17 protein-coding genes are annotated in these 19644 nt (G+C 66.1%); 6 read left to right on the top strand and 11 right to left on the bottom strand.

The window, feature by feature from the left end:
* Positions 1–57 precede the first annotated feature (57 nt).
* The 4 genes from DIZ22_RS13065 to pedF all read right to left on the bottom strand — a co-directional run bounded on the left by DIZ22_RS13065 (position 58) and on the right by pedF (position 3986).
* A complete protein-coding gene (locus DIZ22_RS13065) occupies positions 58–825 on the bottom strand; it encodes a response regulator transcription factor (protein ID WP_037509058.1) in 768 nt (255 codons plus the stop codon).
* A gap of 13 nt (positions 826–838) precedes the next feature.
* Positions 839–2593, bottom strand: a complete 1755-nt coding sequence (locus DIZ22_RS13060) for a methanol/ethanol family PQQ-dependent dehydrogenase (protein ID WP_122928269.1) — start codon at positions 2591–2593, stop codon at positions 839–841.
* A 95-nt stretch (positions 2594–2688) separates the two neighbouring features.
* Positions 2689–3552, bottom strand: coding sequence for a transporter substrate-binding domain-containing protein (locus DIZ22_RS13055; RefSeq protein WP_122928268.1), 864 nt, complete (start codon positions 3550–3552; stop codon positions 2689–2691).
* A 5-nt stretch (positions 3553–3557) separates the two neighbouring features.
* Positions 3558–3986, bottom strand: coding sequence for a cytochrome c-550 PedF (gene pedF, locus DIZ22_RS13050; protein ID WP_122928267.1), 429 nt, complete (start codon positions 3984–3986; stop codon positions 3558–3560).
* 167 nt (positions 3987–4153) lie between these two features.
* Between pedF and DIZ22_RS13045 the strand changes: the two genes are divergently transcribed.
* From DIZ22_RS13045 to DIZ22_RS13025, 5 genes are all read left to right on the top strand, one after another.
* Positions 4154–5116: a PQQ-dependent catabolism-associated beta-propeller protein gene (locus tag DIZ22_RS13045; protein WP_122928266.1), complete on the top strand. Its 963-nt coding sequence runs from the start codon at positions 4154–4156 to the stop codon at positions 5114–5116.
* Between the two features lie 120 nt (positions 5117–5236).
* Complete coding sequence (locus tag DIZ22_RS13040) at positions 5237–6616, top strand: porin (protein ID WP_122928265.1); 1380 nt, start codon at positions 5237–5239, stop codon at positions 6614–6616.
* A gap of 104 nt (positions 6617–6720) precedes the next feature.
* Positions 6721–8748, top strand: a complete 2028-nt coding sequence (locus DIZ22_RS13035) for a TonB-dependent receptor (protein WP_122928264.1) — start codon at positions 6721–6723, stop codon at positions 8746–8748.
* Between the two features lie 11 nt (positions 8749–8759).
* Entirely contained in the window at positions 8760–10718 is a 1959-nt protein-coding gene (gene acs, locus DIZ22_RS13030) for an acetate--CoA ligase (protein ID WP_122928816.1), read from the top strand.
* Between the two features lie 84 nt (positions 10719–10802).
* Positions 10803–13136, top strand: coding sequence for a TonB-dependent receptor (locus DIZ22_RS13025; RefSeq protein ID WP_122928263.1), 2334 nt, complete (start codon positions 10803–10805; stop codon positions 13134–13136).
* A 316-nt stretch (positions 13137–13452) separates the two neighbouring features.
* Here DIZ22_RS13025 and DIZ22_RS13020 read toward each other — a convergent pair whose 3' ends face one another.
* The 7 genes from DIZ22_RS13020 to DIZ22_RS12990 form a co-directional block, all read right to left on the bottom strand.
* On the bottom strand, positions 13453–13965 hold the full coding sequence (locus DIZ22_RS13020; RefSeq protein WP_122928262.1) for a cytochrome C: 513 nt from the start codon (positions 13963–13965) through the stop codon (positions 13453–13455).
* A 12-nt stretch (positions 13966–13977) separates the two neighbouring features.
* On the bottom strand, positions 13978–14523 hold the full coding sequence (locus DIZ22_RS13015) for a methylamine dehydrogenase light chain (RefSeq protein ID WP_004208334.1): 546 nt from the start codon (positions 14521–14523) through the stop codon (positions 13978–13980).
* A 26-nt stretch (positions 14524–14549) separates the two neighbouring features.
* On the bottom strand, positions 14550–15152 hold the full coding sequence (locus DIZ22_RS13010; RefSeq protein ID WP_010338488.1) for a methylamine utilization protein MauD: 603 nt from the start codon (positions 15150–15152) through the stop codon (positions 14550–14552).
* Positions 15153–15159: 7 nt separating this feature from the next.
* Entirely contained in the window at positions 15160–15693 is a 534-nt protein-coding gene (locus tag DIZ22_RS13005; RefSeq protein ID WP_048938455.1) for a MauE/DoxX family redox-associated membrane protein, read from the bottom strand.
* A gap of 2 nt (positions 15694–15695) precedes the next feature.
* Complete coding sequence (locus tag DIZ22_RS13000; protein WP_048938456.1) at positions 15696–16874, bottom strand: amine dehydrogenase large subunit; 1179 nt, start codon at positions 16872–16874, stop codon at positions 15696–15698.
* 145 nt (positions 16875–17019) lie between these two features.
* The gene (locus DIZ22_RS12995; protein WP_048938457.1) at positions 17020–18201 is read right to left on the bottom strand and encodes a hypothetical protein; all 1182 of its coding nucleotides are present in this window, start codon (positions 18199–18201) and stop codon (positions 17020–17022) included.
* Between the two features lie 74 nt (positions 18202–18275).
* Positions 18276–18929, bottom strand: a complete 654-nt coding sequence (locus DIZ22_RS12990) for a TetR/AcrR family transcriptional regulator (protein WP_004208329.1) — start codon at positions 18927–18929, stop codon at positions 18276–18278.
* Between the two features lie 213 nt (positions 18930–19142).
* On the opposite strand from DIZ22_RS12990, the gene DIZ22_RS12985 reads away from it, so the two are divergent.
* Positions 19143–19622 (top strand): cytochrome c, encoded by a 480-nt coding sequence (locus tag DIZ22_RS12985; protein ID WP_048938458.1) that lies wholly within the window; start codon positions 19143–19145, stop codon positions 19620–19622.
* The last annotated feature ends 22 nt before the right edge of the window (positions 19623–19644 follow it).

Genomic DNA, 19644 nt, shown 5'->3' with positions numbered 1-19644 from the left:
TGTCGAAATGTGCGGGAAATATGCGAAGTTAAGCGCGGGATTTCCTATTTTTCGCGCTCAATTGTCGCCGTCGAAATGGACCCGGTTGGCCAGGATCACCGCCTGGGTCCGGCTGAAGACGTTGAGCTTCTGCAGGATCGCGGACACATGCGCCTTCACCGTGGTCATCGACACGCTCAGGTCATGGGCGATCTGCTTGTTCAGCCGGCCATGGACCAGATGAGTCAGCACGATCCGCTGCTGCGGCGTCAGGCTGCCGATCCGGGTCAGGATATCGGCTTCCTCGGCGCTTTCCTGCGGCGCCTCATCGATCGCGTCGGGCATGTAGATTTCGCCGGACACCACCCGATGCAGTGCATCGACGATGGCGCTGCGCTTCATCGACTTGGGGATGAAGCCCGCCGCGCCGGCGCCCAGCGCCTCGCGTACGATTCCCCGGTCGAACGCGCCCGACACCATCACCACCGGCAGGATCGGATGGCGACTGCGCAGCAGTTTCAGGCCATCGAGCCGCTTCACGTCGGGAATATTGAGATCGAGCAGCACCAGGTCGAAATTGGACTGTTTCTCCAGCGTCGCCAGCGCTTCCTCCAGGCTGGCCGCCTCGAAAATCTCGCAGCCGTCGAAACTGACCGCGATCACGCTGCGCAGCCCGTCGCGCACCAGCGGGTGATCGTCGACGATCAGCACCCTTTCCATCATCGCATCACTGTCTTCGACCTGCATGTCCGCCCCCTGGCCATGATGATGGATCATAGGCGGGGGCGCGGCAAATTGCCCGCGATTTCCGCCGTGCATATGCTGTCCGCGCCCCATGACGATCATCGTCCTCGCCTCCTTATTTGGCCAGCTTGAACACCCAGAGCGAACCGCCCTGATTGATATCCTTGAAGGACTTGGCCACTTCGCCGCCCCACAGCGGCACCGCGCCGCCCCAGCCGGACATGACGGCGACATATTGCTCGCCATCCTGTTCCCAGGTGACCGGCGATCCGACCACGCCCGACCCGGTCTGGAACTTCCACAATTCCTTGCCGGTCTTGGCGTCGAAGGCCTTCAGATAGCCTTCGGGCGTGCCGGTGAAGACCAGGTTGCCGGCGGTCGACAGCACGCCGCCCCACAGCGGCGCCTTGTTCTTATATTCCCAGACGATCTTGCCGGTCCTGGGGTCCATCGCCCGCAGCGCACCGATATGATCCTCGGCGATCGGCTTGATGGTGAAGCCCGCGCCCAGATAGGCGGCGCCCTTCTTGTAGGCGATCGGCTCGTTCCAGATGTCCATGCCCCAGTCGTTGGACGGGATGTAGAACAGGCCGGTGTCCTTGCTATAGGCCATCGGCATCCAGTTCTTTCCCCCTAAGAAGCTGGGCGAGGAGAAAACGGTGCTGCCCTTCTCGGTCGCGCTCGGCGCGCCGGGGCGACCGGCCGGGATCACGATCGGCTTGCCATTCTTGTCATAGCCGCTGGCCCAGGTCGTCTGCATGACGAAGCGGTTGGCGCTGACGAACTTGCCGTTGGTCCGGTCGAGCACGAAGAAATAGCCGTTGCGGTCCGCCTTGGCGCCCAGCTTCATCGGCTTGCCGTTGATCGTCGCGTCGAACGGGATGAACTCGTTAACCCCGTCGAAATCCCAGCCGTCATGCGGGGTGGTCTGGTAATGCCATTTGATCACGCCGGTTTCGGGATCGATCGCCAGCGTGGACGCGGTGTAGAGATTATCGCCGGGCCGCAAATGGCTGTTCCAGGGGGCCGGGTTGCCGGTGCCGAAATAGAGAAGATTGGTTTCCGGATCATAGGTGCCACCCAGCCAGGTCGCGCCGCCGCCGGTCTTGTAGAGATCGCCCTGCCAGGTCGCGTTGAGCTTGCCGGTGATGCCATTATCCTTGCCGCGCAAGGTGCCAATGTTTCCTTCGATCACCGGGCGGTGCCAGATCAGCTCGCCGGTATCCACGTCGCGGGCCTCGACCGCGCCGACGATGCCGAACTCGCCGCCCGAATTGCCGGTGATGACCATGCCCTTGACGATCAGCGGCGCGGCGGTCGCGCTGTAGCCGGCCTTGTAATCGGCAATCTGCTTGTTCCACACCACCTTGCCGGTATGGCGATTGAGCGCCACCAGCCGCGCGTCGAGCGTGGCGAAGATGATCTTGTCGCCATGGATCGCCGCGCCGCGATTGACGACGTCGCAGCAGGGCATGATGTCGTCGGGCAGGCGGGCATTATATTCCCATTTCTCCTCGCCGGTGCGGGAGTCGAAGGCATAGAGCCGCGAATAGGAACCGGTGACATAGATGGTGCCATCATAGACTAGAGGCTGAGCCTCCTGGCCACGCTGCTTCTCGCCACCCAGTGACGAAGCGAAGGCGGGCACCAGCTTGCTGACGGTGTCGGTGTTGATCTGGTTGAGCGTGCTGAAACGCTGCGCCTGCGGTCCCATGCCATAGGTCAGCACGTCGCCGGTCGATGCGGCATCGTTCATCAGGTCGGCATCGGTCGGCCCGCCTGCCGCATCGGCCGCCAGCAGTGGCGCGGCCCCGGCCACCAGCGCGATCGCGGCTGCCCCCAGGAACGAACGCGTGAAACGTCCCGTCATAGTCATCCTCCCTTGTTTTCCGGCGTGATCAACGCCGTCGATGCAGCACCTTATGGGGCACGGCGGCCGTGCCAATTGGACCTTGGGTCGCCCGTTCAGCCGGCCGCGACGGCCGGCGCATAGGCGACGCCATGGCGCTCGAAGATCGCCTTGAGCGCGCCCGATTGCGTCATGTCGGCCAGGATGGTCTCGACCGCATCGCCCAGGTTCCGGCTATTCTCCTTCACCGCCATGCCGATGTCCCATCCGGCCGAGGTGAAGGCGGGCAGGGGGCTGGTGCGGCGGACGATGTTGGTGGCGCCGCTGTCGTGCAGCACCGCCTCTATCTGCGCCCGGCTGGCGAGCGCGCCATCGGCCCGGCCATCGGTCAGCGCGGTGACGGCTTCCGTCCCGCCGGGGAAATGGACGACATTCCTGGCCAATATGCCGCCGAATGTGCCGATCAGGTAGAAATCAGGAATGGAGTCGATCTCGACCGCCAGCCGCTTGCCGCGATATTGGGTCGGCGGCGCGTTGACGTCGATCTCGCCCTTGACCGCCGCAAACTGGAAGCTTTCGCGATAATAGGGGGCGATGATCGCGACCTGATCGTTGCGTGCGGCGAAAGTCCGGTCGAACGGCACATGCAGCATGATGTCGGCCGGCTGGAAGCCCAGAAGGCCGCCCTTCCACACGCCGTTGCGCAGGTCGTCGTCGGCGCTTTCGTCCGCGACCAGTTCGGCAATGTCGGCGCGCACGCCCAGCCCCTTGGCCAGCGCCTGGGCCAGGTCGACGTCGATCCCGGTCAGCTTGCCGTCCTTGCGCCAGGACCAGGGGCGGTTGTCCTTATAGACTGCGACCCGAAGGACACCCAATTCCCTGACCTTGCCGAGCGGCGCGGCCTTTGCCGCCTGCCCGCCCGAAATATAACCAACCAGCGCGGCGGCCGCCGCGCTGCTCAAGAAGGCGCGGCGATCCATCGCGATCACTCCTGATGCTTGGTTTCGAGCCAGGCGCGGATCGCCCATCCGGCCTTCTGTCCCAGCACGTCGCCAAAGGGCGGCATATAAACCTTGCCGTCATGGCTGGAGCCATGCTGGAAACGCTGGATATACCATTCGTCGCCGCTGTCGCCGACTTCCAGATAGCGCAGGTCCGGCGCGATGCCGCCGCTTTCCGCGTCCAGCCCGTGGCAGCGTGCGCAATTCTGGCCATAGGCGGATTCGCCGATCTTCGCCGCCGTGGCATTGCCGCGATAGGGGTTGTGCTGAACCCAGTCGGCACCGATTTCCGGCAGGGCCGATGTGTCGACCGCCTGCGGCGTGACATTGCCATGCGCCATCAGTGCCGATGTGATCGATGCGCCCGCCAGGCAGGCCGCGCCGAACAATGCGATCCGTCCGTAATTCCTCATCCCAAACCCTCGTCTGTGCCGCGTGCCTGTGCTGGCCGCATGTCGTCCCTGTCGCTGATGACTGTAGGGGAGGGCGGGGGCGGCCCCCATTGGCCATTGGTACAATCCCGCCGCGACGGGCCGGGGGCTAATCCGCTATCAGGCCAAAAGAACGAGAGGATGCGGGCATGATGAAGGGCGTGATTGCGGGGCTTGCGCTGACGGTGGCGATCCCGTCGGTCCGGGCCGAGACGCTCTATGTCTCCAACGAGCGGGGCAATAGCGTCAGCGTCATCGATGCCGCCACAATGCAGACGGTCGCGACCTGGCCGGTGGGCGGACGGCCGCGCGGCATCACCCTCACCAAGGACGGCAAATATATCCTACTCTGCGCCAGCAACGACCATGCGGTGCAGATGATCGACCGCGCGACCGGCAAGGTCGTCGCGGACCTGCCATCGGGGCAGGATCCCGAGCAATTCTTCCTGTCGCGCGATGGCCGGACCTTGTTCGTCGCCAATGAGGATAATGCCGCGCTGACCGCGATCGACCTCGACAGCCGCAAGGTCGCCTTCCAGGTCGATGTCGGCAAGGAGCCCGAGGGCGTGGCGCAAAGCCCCGACGGCAAATGGGTGGTGGTGACATCGGAGGATGACGGCGTCGTCAACTGGATCGACCTGGCGAACAAGACGATGGTCGACGCGACCGAGACTGATCAGCGCCCCCGCCATGTCGAATTTACCGCCGATGGCAAGGAGCTGTGGATCGCGGCGGAGATGGGCGGCACGGTGCAGATTGCCGATCCGGCCACGCGCAGGATCGTCGAGACGCTGCATTTCGCCATTTCCGGCGTGCAGGATTATCAGCTATTGCCCTGCGGCATACGCTTCACGCCGGACGGCAAGACGGCGGTCGTGGCGCTCGGCCGCGCCAACCATGTCGCGCTGGTCGATGTCGCCACCCGCAAGGTCCGCGCCTATGTGCCGGTCGGCAAGCGGGTCTGGCATGTCGCGGTCAGCCCGGACGGCGTGCGCGCTTTTGCCGTCAATGGCCTTTCGGACAATGTCTCGGTGATCGACCTGGCTGCCGGCAAGGTCGTCGGTACGGTAGCGGTCGGCGCCGGGCCGTGGGGCATCGCCGTCGCGCCCTGACCAAAAGTATAGCGAGGTGCGCGGAGGGAGGACGAGAACCAAAGTCCAATTTCGGCCGCCATCGCCGCCGCCCACTCTTCCCGACAGCCGGCACGACCGGCGCATAAGAGGGAGGATGAGATGGCACGGGGAACATTCCTCGGCAGCGCCGCCATGGCGTTGCTGTTCGTCGCAGGGGCAACGCCGGCCAGCGCCGGCACGACGAGCGAACTGCTGAAAAGGCTGCATGAAAAGGGGATCCTCACCGACGAGGAATATGCCCAGCTGGCAAAGGAAGACGCTGCGGCGCCGGCCGCTGCCGCTGCGCCCGCCGCATCGGACGGCAAGCCCGTGGTGCGCGTCGCCGACAGCGGCGTCGGGTTTGAGGTGGGCGATGTCACGGTCAAGATGTCCGGCTCGGTCAACGGTTTCTACACCCATGAAAATGGCCAGGCGGCCGGGCCGAATACCGATGTCGTCGGCGGCGTGGTGCCGGTTGGCGGCAATAGTTCGGCGATCCGCAACGGCCTGCTGCCCGGCTACCTGAAGTTCGACGTCACGACCAATCAGGGCGGCTGGGACGTCGGCGCTCATTTCGGCATGTATCCCGGTATCAACAGCGCGGATTATTCCGTCGGCGGCGGCGCCAATGCCGGCGGCCGGCCGGTGGCGCTGCAGACCGCCGGCATCGATTTCCGCCAGACCTACATGACCATCGGCCGTTCCGGCCTAGGCGAGTTCAAGCTGGGTCGCGACATCGGCCTGTTCGGCTCGGAAGGCATATTGAACGACATCACCCTGCTGTCGGTCGGGTCGAGCGGCGGCAATGTCGCGCCGTCCAACACTTCGCTTGGCCGCATCGGCATCGGCTATATCTATACCGACTTCCAGCCGCAGATCACTTACACGTCGCCCAGCCTGTCGGGCTTCCAGGTCTCGGTCGGCGTCTTCCAGCCGCTCGAATCGCTGACCGGACCGGGCGAAAGCAACAAGTCGCCCGGCTTCCAAGGCAAGATCGTCTATGACGGCAAGTTCGGCGATTTTTCGGCCCGCGCCTGGCTGTCGGGCATCGCCCAGCGGCATAATCGCGTCGACGGCATTTCCTATACCGGCAGCGGTTTCGATACCGGCGCCAAGATCGGCTATGGCCCGATCGTCCTGACCGGCTATTATTATAATGGCTCGGGGCTGGGCACGACGGCGCTCAACCTGTTCGACACCGATGCCGCCGGCAACAAGCGCGACAGCGACGGCTTCTATCTTCAGGGGCTGGCGACCTTCGGCAAATTCTCGGTCGGTGGCAGCTATGGCGAGAGCAATCTCCATTATGCCAATGCCGCGGACGCGCTCGCCAACCCGACGTTGATCCGCAAGAACAGCAGCTGGGTGGGGCAGGGCCGTTATGGCCTGACCAGCTGGGTGACGCTGATCGGCGAATATATCCACAGCACCTCAAAGGCGCATAATGGCAATGAGGCGCAGGGCGACACGATTGCCGCCGGCGCCATCCTCTTCTTCTGAGCGGGGGAAGGGCCATCGGCCCAAAGGCCAATGTTCCGGCAAGGGGCGGCATCCTATCGAAGGGATGCCGCCCCTTCGCATGACGGGGCGGCAGGGGAGGATATATGCGCAGAACAAAATGGCTCGCGCTCGGCATGGCAATGGCGCCCTTCGCGGCGCAGGCGGAAACACCCGATGGCGCTGGCGAGGCGATGGCCGCCGCGTCGATCGTGGTGACCGGCACGGGCCTCGCCCTGCCGCCTGGGACGCCGGCCTATGGCTCTGTGGTGATCGACCGGGATCGGCTTGAGGATGCGGCGTCGGGTCGGATCGAGAGCGTGCTGGCCGATGTCGCGGGCTTCCAGCAGTTCCGCCGCTCTGACAGCCGAGCGTCCAATCCCTCGAACCAGGGCGCCACCCTGCGCGCGCTGGGTGGCAATGCGTCGAGCCGGACCCTGGTGCTGCTTGATGGCGTGCCGGTGGCTGATCCCTTCTTCGGCTATATCCCCTTCTCGGCTTTGGTGCCCGACCGGCTGGCGCTGGTGCGGGTGACGCGCGGCGGGGGCAGTGGCGCGTTCGGGGCCGGCGCGGTTGCCGGCACGATCGAACTGGCCAGCGCCACCCGCGACCAGATGCCACACTTCGGCGCCAGCGCCTTCTACGGCAGCAGGGATGCGACCGAGCTGTCGGCCAGCATCGCGCCGGATCTGGGCAGCGGTTACGTGTCGCTGTCCGGCCGCTGGGATCGGGGCGACGGTTTCCAGACCACGCCGAAGGACCAGCGCGTCGCCGCCACCGTGCCCGCCGCCTATGACAGCTGGTCGACCAATTTGCGCGCCGTCGCGCCGATCAATGCGACCTCGGAAATCCAGTTTCGCGGCACCCTGTTCCAGGATAATCGCACGCTGCGCTTTGCCGGCGCCGACAGCATGAGCCAGGGCCAGGATGCCAGCATTCGCTATATCAGCCGCGGCCGCTGGCAGGTCGATGCACTCGCCTATCTCCAGGCGCGCAACTTCTCCAATATCGTCATCTCCTCCACCAGCTTCCGCAAGTCGCTCGACCAGCGCAACACCCCCTCGACCGGGATCGGCGGCAAGATCGAGCTGCGCCCGCCGGTGGGCGCGGATCATGTGCTGCGTATCGGCGTGGATAGCCGCTTTGCCACCGGCGACATGTATGAGGATGCCTATAATGCGGGCCTCGCCAGCAACCCGCTGACAGCGCGCCGCCATGCCGGTGGCGACCAGATCACATCCGGCATCTTTGCCGAGGATGACTGGACGATTGGCAATCTTGTCCTGACCGGCGGGGTGCGGGCGGATCGCTGGTCGATCCGCAACGGCTTCTACAAGGCGGTCAGTGCGGCTGGGACGGTGACGCAGGACAGCAGCTACGCCAATCGCTCGGACTGGGCCTTCTCCGGTCGGGCCGGCGCGCTCTACCATATCAGCGATGCGGTGGCGCTGCGCGGCGCGGCCTATAGCGGCTTCCGCTTGCCGACGCTCAACGAGTTGTATCGACCCTTCGTCGTCTTCCCGATCACCACCCAGGCCAATGCGGCACTCAAGCCAGAGAAGCTCAAGGGCGTGGAGGGGGGCATCGACCTCACCCCGGCACCGGGCATGCAGCTCTCCGCCACGCTTTTCTACAACCGGCTCGACGATGCGATCGCCAATGTCACCATCGATAGTGTCACCCGCAAGCGCCAGAATGTGAACGCGATCGTGGCCAAGGGCGTGGAACTGACCGCCAGCGCGCAACTGCCGGCCAATTTCTCGCTGCTCGCTTCCTATGCCTATAGTCACAGCAAGGTCGATGCGCCGGGCATGGCATTCGACGGCTTCGCGCCGGCGCAGGTGCCGCGCCACTCCGCCAGCGCGACGCTGGCCTGGGCGCCCAAGGCCGGACCGGAGCTTTCGGCGACGCTGCGCTACACGGCCAAGCAATATGAGGATGATCTGCAGAGCGATGTGCTGCCCGATGCGCTGACGCTCGACGCCCTCGCCCGGCTGCCGATCGGCCATGGCATCAGCCTGGTCGCGCGCGGAGAAAATCTGTTCGACGAGGATGTCGTCACCCGCAATGCCGGTGGATCGATCGACCTGGGCACCCCCAGGACGCTCTGGATCGGCGTGCGGTTCGGCCAATGAAGGGAGCCATCATGTCCGAAGACCTGTTTCCGATACCTGCCGACTGGGCGGCCCATGCCCGCATGAACCAGGCGGCGCGCGCCGCCGATTATCGCCGGTCGCTCGACGCGGGCGACGCCTATTGGCTGGAACAGGCGCAGCGGCTGGACTGGATCACGCCGCCGACCCGCGCGTCGGAAAGCAGCTTCGACGAAGCGGATTTCGGCATCCAGTGGTTCGCCGACGGCACGCTCAACGTGTCGGCCAATTGCCTCGACCGGCATCTGGCCGAGCGGGGCGACGTTACCGCGATCCTCTGGGAACCCGATGATCCGTCTGAAGCGCCGCGTAGCCTGACCTATCGTGAATTGCATGCCGAGGTCTGCCGGTTCGCCAATGTGCTCAAGGATGCTGGCGCACGCCGGGGCGACCGCATCACCATCTATATGCCGATGATCCCAGAGGCGGCGGTGGCGCTGCTCGCCTGCGCCCGGATCGGCGCGATCCACAGCGTCGTGTTCGGCGGCTTTTCGCCCGAGGCGCTGGCAGGCCGCATCACCGATTGCGATTCCAGCATCGTCGTCACCGCCGACGAGGGGCGGCGCGGCGGCAAGCGCGTGCCGCTCAAGGCGAATGTCGACGCGGCGCTGGCGCTCGACCATTGTACCAGCGTGCGCCGCGTATTGGTGGTGCGCGCGACCGGCGGGGCGGTGGCGATGCAGCCCGGCCGCGACAGCTGGTATGACGAGGCAATGGCCGGCGTCGCGCCCGATTGCCCGGCCGAGGTGATGAATGCGGAAGACCCGCTGTTCCTGCTCTACACCTCCGGCTCCACCGGCAAGCCCAAGGGCGTGGTCCATTCGAGCGGCGGTTATCTGCTCTGGGCCAGCCTCACCCATGCGCTCTGCTTCGACTATCGGCCCGGTGACGTCTGGTGGTGCGCGGCCGATGTCGGCTGGGTCACGGGGCACAGCTATATCGTCTATGGCCCGCTGGCCAATGGCGCGACGACGCTGATGTATGAAGGGCTACCGAGCTGGCCGACGCCCAGCCGCATCTGGGAGGTGGTCGACCGTCATCAGGTCCACACCCTCTTCACCGCGCCGACCGTACTGCGCGCGCTGATGAAGGAGGGCGACCATCATGTCGCGAAGACCAGCCGCGCGTCGCTCAAATTGCTGGGCAGCGTGGGCGAGCCGATCAATCCGGAGGCCTGGCGCTGGTATCATGGCGTCGCGGGCGAGGGGCGCTGCCCGATCATCGACACCTGGTGGCAGACCGAGACGGGCGGCGCGATGATCGCGCCGATGCCGGGCGCCACGGACCTGAAGCCCGGCAGTGCGACCTTCCCCATGCCCGGTGTCGAGGCGCAGATCGTCGACGGCGAGGGCGTGGTGCAGGAGGGGGCGAGCGAAGGCAATCTGTTGATCGCCCGGTCCTGGCCCGGCCAGATGCGCACCGTCTGGAACGATCATGAGCGCTTCTTCCAGACCTATTTCACCACTTTCCCCGGCAAATATACCACCGGCGACGGCGCACGGCGGGATGCGGACGGCTATTATTGGATCACCGGCCGCGTCGACGATGTCATCAACGTATCGGGCCATCGCATGGGCACGGCCGAGGTCGAGAGCGCGCTGGTGCTGCATGCGACCGTGGCGGAGGCGGCGGTGGTCGGCATGCCGCACGACATCAAGGGGCAGGGCATCTATGCCTATGTCACGCTGAATGTGGGTGAGGAACCGAGCGAGGATTTGCGCCGGACCCTGACCCAATGGGTGCGCAGCGAGATCGGGCCGATTGCCACGCCGGACGTGATCCAGTTCGCGCCCGGCCTGCCCAAGACACGATCGGGCAAGATCATGCGCCGCATCCTGCGCAAGATCGCCGAGGGGGAGGTGTCGGCACAGGCGCTGGGCGATGTCAGCACGCTGGCCGATCCCAGCGTGGTCGCGGACCTGGTGCGCAGTCGCGCCGGGGTCGCGGCCTGATTTTCGCACGCGACCCAAGGTATAATGGAGGCGATGGCCAGCCCTCCCTAGCGTTCTTTCCATAAACAGAGATGGGAGAGGAATATGCGGGGCAGGGGCTGGCTTTGCGCGGGTCTGGCGGGCGTGGCGCTGATACCGGCGCTGGCATGGGCGGAAGAACCCGATGCCGGCCCGGCGCAGACGATCATCGTCACCGCGCCGGGCGGGGCGATCGACGTCGATGATGCGCTGTCCATCTCCGGCCGGGATATCGGCATTGGCGGCACGCCCGACCTGCTCGGCGTTCTCACCCGCAATATTGCCGGCATCACGCTGCAGGACGCGCAGAATAACCCCTGGCAACCCAATCTTCTCTATCGCGGCTTCGTTGCCTCGCCGCTGCAGGGGCAGGCGCAGGGGCTGGCCGTCTATATGGACGGCGCCCGTTTCAACCAGCCGTTCGGCGATACCGTCCAGTTCGACCTGATCCCCGAAGCGGCGATCCGTAAGCTGAGCCTGCTCGACGCCAGCCCGGTCTATGGCCTCAATGCGCTGGGCGGGGCGATCCTGCTGGAAACGAAGGACGGGCGCAGCGATCCGGGGCTGGAGGCAAGCATGACCGGCGGCCGTTTCGGCTATGCCGAGGCGAGCATCGCCGGCGGCTTTGCGCGCGGCAATTTCAGTGCGTTCGGCGCGTTTCAGTATAGCCATGACGATGGCTGGCGCGATCATAGCCCGTCGCATCTCTATAATGGCTATGCCGACCTGGGTTTCGACACGGAGAAGGGCGGGCTGCACATGAAGCTGGTCGGGGCCAAGACCGACCTGACCGGCAATGGCGTGTCGCCGGTCGAGCTGCTGGCGGCGGACCGGCGCGCCGTCTTCACCTGGCCCGACAATAGCCGCAGCAGCTATGGCCGGATCAGCCTGCACCCCTGGGGCGCGCTGTCCGACACGACCCGGATCGAAGGGACGCTCTATGCCCAGCGGTTGACCTTGCGCACGGTCAATGGCGACGCCGCCGATATCGAGGGGTGCGAGGATGAGGATGACGCCGGGCTGCTCTGCCTGGAGACGGTGGGGAGCGATGATGACGGGGACGAGGTGCAGTCGGTCCTGACCGATGCCAACGGCAACGCCATTGCCGACAGCCTGGGCGGCGAGGGCTATGGCGTGCTCAATCGGGGGCGGACGCGGACCGATGCGATGGGCGCGCTGGTGCAGTTGATCGACGATCGCGCGCTGATGGGCGGCACCAATCATTTTGCGATCGGCATGAGTTACGACACGAGCCGCACCCGGTTCGATACATCGACCGAATTGGGGGCGATGACGGACGAGCGCAGCGTCGAGGGGCTGGGGTCGATCATCGTCCAGCCGGATGGTGCGATCGCGCCGGTCGGACTGGTCGCGCACACCGATTATTGGGGCGTCTTCGTGCAGGACCGGTTGCCGCTGGCGCCCGGGCTGACGGCGGAACTGGGGCTGCGCTGGAACCATGCGCGGATCGAACTGGTCGACCAGATCGGCACGGCACTGAACGGGCGGCATAATTTCCAGCGGCTGAACCCCGGCGCGGAGCTGGACTATCGGGTTTCGGACGGGCTGTCGCTGCGGGTCGGCTATGCCGAGACCAACCGCGCGCCGACCCCGGCCGAACTGTCCTGCGCCGACGAGAATGCGCCGTGCAGCCTGACCAATTTCTTCATCGCCGATCCGCCGCTCAAGCAGGTGGTGGCGAAAAGCTGGGAGGCGGGCGGTTCGGGCCGCTTCGCCGTCGGGGGATGGACCGCCGACTGGCTGGTTTCCGCCTATCGCACCGGCAATCATGACGACATCCAATATATTGCGTCGGACATTCGCGGTCGGGCCTATTTCCAGAATATCGGCAAGACCCGGCGCCAGGGTGTCGAGGCATCGGTCAAGGCGGCGCGGGGCGGATTTACCGCAGGCCTCAGCTATGCCTTCACCGATGCCACCTATCGCAGCGCGCTGACATTGAGCAGCCCGGCCAATCCCGAGGCCAATGACGACGGCACGATCGACGTCGGCAAGGGCGATCGCCTGACCGGTATCCCTCGCCATAGTGCGACCCTGACGCTGGATTATGTTGGCATCATGGGCGGTCAGCGCCATTGGTCGGTCGGCGGCGACCTGATCGCCCGGTCGGGCCAATATCTGGTCGGTGACGAGGCCAACCGGAATGCCAAAGTGCCCGGCTACCTGATCGCCAATATCCGCGCCGGCATCGACATCATTCCCGGCGTCACCCTGTTCGGCGAGGTCCGCAACCTGTTCGACCGCCACTATGCGACCTTCGGCACCTTTACCGAGGTGGATGAGATCGAACTGGACGAGGCGCCGGGGGCGAGCGACCCGAGGGCCTATGGCGCGGGCGCGCCACGCCGCTGGTATGCCGGGGTGAAGGCGACATTCTGAAGCATGGCGGCGCCCGCGATCGGGCGCGCGTCTGCCGAAGTTCACAGTGTAAACGGCCTGTTGGGGGTGTTTGCGCCTGTCGCGCACCTGCGACGCGTCGGTAACGCGCCTGTGCCGCGCCGGGGGTAATGGGGGCAGGGGCATGGAAGCGCGTCGCCCTTGCCCCTGTCGCGCGCCCATGACGCGACAGCCGCGCGCTACATAGGCGCCTGCCACGCGCCGGGCGGCCGGGTTGGGCGAGGGGGAACAGCCTCTGTCGCATGGCGAGGGACAGATCAGAAAAGCGGCGTGTAGGACATCGATGCCCGTGGCAGCGCTATCGCCCTGCAGACGGAAACATCTGCCGGAGCGAGGCGGGCGCATGGCATTTGCGGATCGCGGTTTCGACATGGCGGGCGCGTTCGGCGGTCAGCGAGGCGGCGGACAGGGCGAAGCGCCGTTCATGGGCGACTTCCTCGGCGGTGAAGGGCGGGCTGCCCTGCGGCACGCTGCCGCCGCCCAGGCCGAAGACGACGAAGTTCATCATGTCGGCCAGTTGCTGATTATCCTTGATCCGGCTGAGCGCGACATTGGGCAGGCGGATGAGATAGGCGCGGGTCTGGGGCGTGCAGAGGAACCAGCCGACCCGGCCGCGCAGTTCGGGCAGGGCCGCAGGCGCGGCGCTGCCCTGCACCCCGTGGCAGCCGCCACAATTTTCGACATAGTCGGACCGGGCGAGGTCCGGGTCAGTGATCGCGCTGGGCAACAGGCCCATCGGCGGCAGGGCGGCGCGGCCGATGCCGACCGCGCCGAGCAGCGCCAGCGATCCGATCAGCAGCGCGTGCCGCATGTCCTGCCGGCCTCAGCTGGCCGCGCCGACCAGCACGGCGGTCGAACAATGATATTCCATGCTGCTGGTGCCGAAGCACCAGATCACGTCATTGTTGAGCTGGGGCATGTAGAGCTGGGTTTCGCGATCGGTATTGTCGCAGCCGCACTGGCCGCAGGCGGGCTTGCCGCAACAGTCGCGATAGGCGATCAGATAGGCCTTGCCGTCGTCCGGGTTGATGCAGGTGCCGACCCAGGAGACGGGCGAGGGTTCCGAACCCGCCGGGCAGCTATGGATGCCGCCGCCGCAGCAGGTGCAGAGTGCGCCGTCGATCGCGCAATAGCGCCAATAGTCGCACTTGGTCTCGTCCTTGCTCTGCGCAGTGCGGGCGAAGGCGGTCTTGGCCTCGGGCGAGCGGTCGGGCTTGGCCGCTTCGGCGCGGCTGACCGGCAGCAGCGGGAAGGCGGGCGCAGCGACCAGGGCGGCCCCCAGGCGCGAGAGCATCGAGCGGCGGGATGTCCCCCCGGCGAGGCGTCGCAGCAGCTTTTCCCCCATGGCGTCGGCGTCGAACTTCTTCATGTCACGGACCCCCTTTGAACTTGCGATCAGGCCGCCTGCGCTTTGAGCGAGCCGATATAATCCTGCACCGTGGCGATCCCCATTTCATGGGCGACGACCAGGCTTTCGAGATGCTCGCGGCTGTTGACCAGTCCCTTGGACAGGATGGTGCCCTCGGCATCGAGCAGCACGGCGAAGGGCAGCTTGGCGACACCATAGGCCTGGCCCGCTTCCGGCCCGTTGACGAAGGCATAGGCCTCCAGCCCGTGCTGGGCGATCATCGCGCGCTGGGCGGCGACATCATCGTCGCCCACGAAGGTCAGCGCGACCCGCTCGTCCCGCGCGAAGGACTTGGCCATCGGGATGATATTCTTGCACAGCGGGCATTGGGCGGAGACGAACATCAAGAGGCGCAGCGCCGTGCCATGGGCATGGCCGCCGATCGTGACGGGCGCGCCGTCGATGGTGCGGGTATCGATCTTGACGATGGCGTCGCCCACCGCTGGGCCGCCGCTGGTGGCGAGCGCGCCGGCGGGCGCGACGCGGATGTGCAGCACGCCGACCTGCCGCGCGACCGCCAGCAGGGCGATGCCGAGCGCGAAAATGGCGACCCAGGACAGGATCTGCGCGATGATGAGCGAGGTCAGCATAGGTCTTCTATCTCCGGTAGGCGGCAGCGGGCGTGGCGATCAGCGCCAGGATGGCGCCGAGCAGATGGAAGGCGAGGAACAGAGCGATGCCGCCAGCGGCGGCGGTGGCGATGTCCAGCACGGACAGTGGCGGGGCGGGCAGCAGGCGCGGCGCGACGAGCGCGACCAGCAGCAGGTTGCGGATCACCAGCGGCCAGCCGATCGGATGGCGTAACTGTGAACGGCCGCAGCCGCAGTCGATATGGCTGCGCCCGCGCGCGATGTTGATCGCCATCGCGCCGGCAAAGAGGCTAAGCAGCAGCATGGCAAGCAGCACCGGCACCGGGGCAAGACCGGCGATCAGCGTGGCGCCGATGGCGATCTCCGCCAGCGGCAGCAGGATCGCGGCGGGCGCGACCAGCGCCGGCGGCAGCAGCCGGTAATTGGCGATCACGCCGGGCAGCAGGACACGGTGGCGCAGCTTCGACAGGCCCGCCTGCAACAGGATGAGGCCGATCCCGATGGCAGCCGCCAGCGCGGCGATCGCCAGACCCAGTGTCATGGTCAGGACGGGTCCGCGACCGTGATGGTGCTGCCGCCGGCCTTCTCGATCTTGTGCTTTTCTTCCCAGGTGGCGAGGTCGATGACGAGGGCCGTGCCCTTCTCGCCGTCCATGATCAGCAGCGGCTTGTCCGACTGGGTGACCTCGATATTGTTCATGGGCTCTTCCAGCGGGCGGCGCTTCACCACCTTCTGCGTGGCGAGATCGACTTCCCACACTTCCGTGCCCGACGCCTTGTGCGACCAATATTCGCCCATGTGCATCAGCACGAACAGATGGCCGGTGGCGCGGTGCAGCGCCATCGGCTGGCGCCCGCCGGGATACCAGTTCAGTTCCAGCGGCTTGGTTTCGCCCGGCCGGATGCCGGCGGCCGCCTGGATCGAGAAGGGCGCGGAGATGGTCGGCGCCGGGCCAAGCTTCGCGGTCCAGATCTGGCCGGTGTAGCTGAGGAACGTCGTTTCCTTCTTCTTCCGGTCATAGGTGAAATTGTCGAAGATCGGATCGTCGGTGGCCGAGAAGAAGGGCGCGCTATGGGTGATGTCGGCCTTGCTGCCAGTCAGCTTCACGGTGGCGAGCGATCCGTCGGCGCAGAGCGCGGAAAAGCCGACGCCCGGATTGGGCATCATGCTGGCGCAGCCGGGCACTTCGACATTGGCGACGAACTTGCGCTTCACCAGATCGACGATGTTCACCGAGGAGGCGGGGCTGAGATTATAGACGAAGCCGGTCTTGCCATCATCGCTGATGATGAAATTGTTCTTGCGCGATCCGATCAGGATGCGGTCGGGAATGGTGATTTCGGTGACCAGCTTCAGTTCGCGCGTGTCATAGACCGACACCATGTCCTGCCGCGTGCCGCGATCGCCCTTCGACCAGATCGTCTCGGCGACATAATAATATTTGCCGGCCGGATCGATTGCCATGTCTGCGAGGCGCCGGGTTTCGACCATGCCCACCATCTTGCCGCTGTCGCCGTCGAAGATGCTGGTGCCCGGCATGTCCCATCCGCCGTCGACGAAGAACCAGTTGGGCTTGGGTGGCTCCATCGTCACCACATCGGACGTTTCCGGCTCCAGCGCGGCCGTGGTGTCGGCGGGCGCGGCATGGACGGTGATGGCTGCGCACAGGGCGAAACCCATGGCGGCGGTGGCGAAAAATCCCCTGACGGCGGCGCTCGACATCTGGTGTGATCCCCCTTGATCGGTGCGGCGGCGCTGGACTCATCTGGTCCGCGTTCCGGCGCTGAAATGAAGGCTGGACAAGTGTCAAGGATTGGTCAAGGGGGTGGAGGCGCTCCCCGCAAAATAATTTTGCGCCGCAGCAAAACTAAGCGATAATCTCGTGCACGCCCTCGATCCGGGGCAGGCGCAGCCTGTCGGGGGCAGCAGCGACCAGCAGCGCGAAACAGCCGCCGGTGAGCGCGACCAGCGCGCCATCGACCAGCCCCTGTTGCCCCAACCCGTCGGACAGCAGCGATCCCGCCACCGGCCCGGCGATCATGCCCAGGCTGTGGACGCAGGCGACGAAGCGGCGGAACAGCGGACTGCCGCCGCCCGCTGCCGTGGCAAGGCCGGAAAAGCGGATGATGGTGGCGGTCGACCCGATATTGAGCAGGCCGATCGCCAGGATGAACAGGGTCGGTGCGCCGGGGCGGGTGAGGGCGAGCGGGGCAAGCAGGCAGAAGGCGCACAGCAGGCCGGTCAGCGGCAGCGGCACGATGCTCTGTTCGCGCATCAGCGCGATCGCGGTTAGCGCGCCGATCACCGATCCGATCGCCACCGCCTCGCCGATCACGCTGTCGTCGATGCCGGCGGCCAGCGCCAGCGCGCCGGAAAAGCTCCAGATCATCATGGTGGCGGCGATGAAGCAGAACAGGGCAACGGCCAGCGCCCAGGCGCGGGCCGGGGTGGGCGCGCGTTCATTGGCGTCGCCGGTGGGCGTCTGCGCCGGATCGGCGGCCGGCATCAGCAGGCTGAGCAGCAGCACGCCGATCGGTGCGAGCGCCAGCAGGCGCAGCGCAGCGGCCGGCCCGGCGCTGTCGCCGATCGCCGGCAGCGCCAGCGCGACCAGGGTGGACAGCAGCAACTGGACCAGGAAGACGGCGGCATAGGCGCCGGTCGGGCGCTGCGAGGCGGCGGCGCTCATCGCGTGGGTATAGGCGACGCCCATGCCGACGCCGAACAGACCGCGCGCGGCGATGAGCGTTGCCAGTTCGTCGAGCGCCGGCGTTATCAGGCTGGCGGCCAGCGCGATCAGCGCGGCGAAGGCCGGCGCGCCGGCCGGCAGGTGCGCGCCGCCGCGCCAGACGAGGATCGCGCCGATCGCCATGCCACCCTGGGTCGCGCCGACGATCCAGCCATGGTCGGATGGATCAAGCCGGGTGGCAGCGGTCAGCAGGGTGAGGAAGACGGGATCGATGCCGGGTTGCAGCAGCGCGAGCGCGGCGGCGGCGATGCAGGCGATGGTCCGGTCCGGTGCCCATCCGGGCAATATACGGCTTTGCGTCATGATGGCCCCCACAGCATGAACAGGCGCCGGTGGCGCCCCTGCCGTTCAGACCATCTCTCCCCCTTGGGGCGGCGTCAGGCCGCTTCTGTCATCAGCCCTGCAAGATCGCGCGAAGTCACCGTCTTGGCAAGATGCACGAACGACATTGCCGCCAGCGCGGTAAAGACCGGCATCTTGGCCGCCCAGGGCTTCTGATGCCCCAGGAAAGGCGTCGATCCTTCCATCGACGCGCTGATGAACAGGGCGACGCTATGCACCTCGTCCGGGGACAGGGCCGGATTGATCTGCGCCACATATTCGCCGATCACCTCATGCACCTTGCTGTAGAACAGGCGCACCCGGTCGGCGACGAACTCGCTCTGGTTGGCGAGCGCCCAGAGTTCGGTGAACAAATGGGTGGTGCGCTTGGTCTGGATATCCTCCAGGCACAGGATGATGACCAGCTTGAGCCGTTCCTCGGCGGTGAGGCCGGGCTTGCGCACCATCTCCTCCAGCAGCTTGTCATAGGATTCCAGCATCTCGTCCAGCATCACCTGGATCAGCATTTCCTTGCGCGGGAAATGATAGCTGACATTGCCGACCTTCATGTCGCAGCGCGCGGCGATGCGGCGCAGGGTGAAGGCATCGGCACCCTCGTCGATCAGCACGTCCAGTGCTGCCTTGAGGATCTGGTCCACCGTTTCGGACCCGCGGGCATAGATGCCGGGCCGTGAGGGAGCGAGTATCATATCACATCTGCCTTGGCGGCCCTCCTACCACGGCGCGGCCCGGTTCGCCACCCTTTGCGCATCGCTCGCAACGGCGGGCTTGACGAATATTTGAAGACTGTCCAGTATTTGCGCATCCACATAATCTTGGGAAGAGGCGTGAAATCCGGTGCGGCACCCTGGCGGGGGCGGCTTCCGGGGTAAACGTCCATATGTGCGGGGACATTTCAGGCGATGATTCAGGGTATCAAGCGCGTCATATTCTCTCTGCTGGCGGTTGCGGCGGTAGGTTTGCCGGGGGCGGCACAGGCGACTGGTCCGCAGACCTTCGCCAACCGCTGCTCCATGTGCCATCAGCCCTCGGGCGCGGGCCTGCCGGGCCAGTTTCCGCGTCTCAACGGCCGGGTCGCGCAGATCGCGACCAGCCCGGAGGGGCGGCGCTATCTCGCCATGGTGCTGCTCTATGGCATCTATGGCCCGATCACCGTGGACGACAGGAAGATCACCGGCCTGATGCCCGGCATGGGCACCATGTCCGATCAGGATATTGCCGATGTGCTGAATCATGCGGTGTCGCTCAAGAAGGCGGCCAAGCCCGCCGCGCCCTTCACCGCGGCGGAGGTCGCCAAGGTGCGCGCCGGCGGCAAGCAGACCGCGGCGCAGGTCGCGGCCGAACGCGGCCGTCTGGCGGGCAAGGGACTGATCCCGTCCTGATCCGGGCGGCCATCCTATAACT

It is taken from the genome of Sphingobium sp. LF-16 (assembly GCF_003711185.1).
Classification (GTDB): Bacteria; Pseudomonadota; Alphaproteobacteria; order Sphingomonadales; family Sphingomonadaceae; genus Sphingobium; species Sphingobium yanoikuyae_A.
This window is presented reverse-complemented; position numbering and strand designations above follow the sequence as displayed.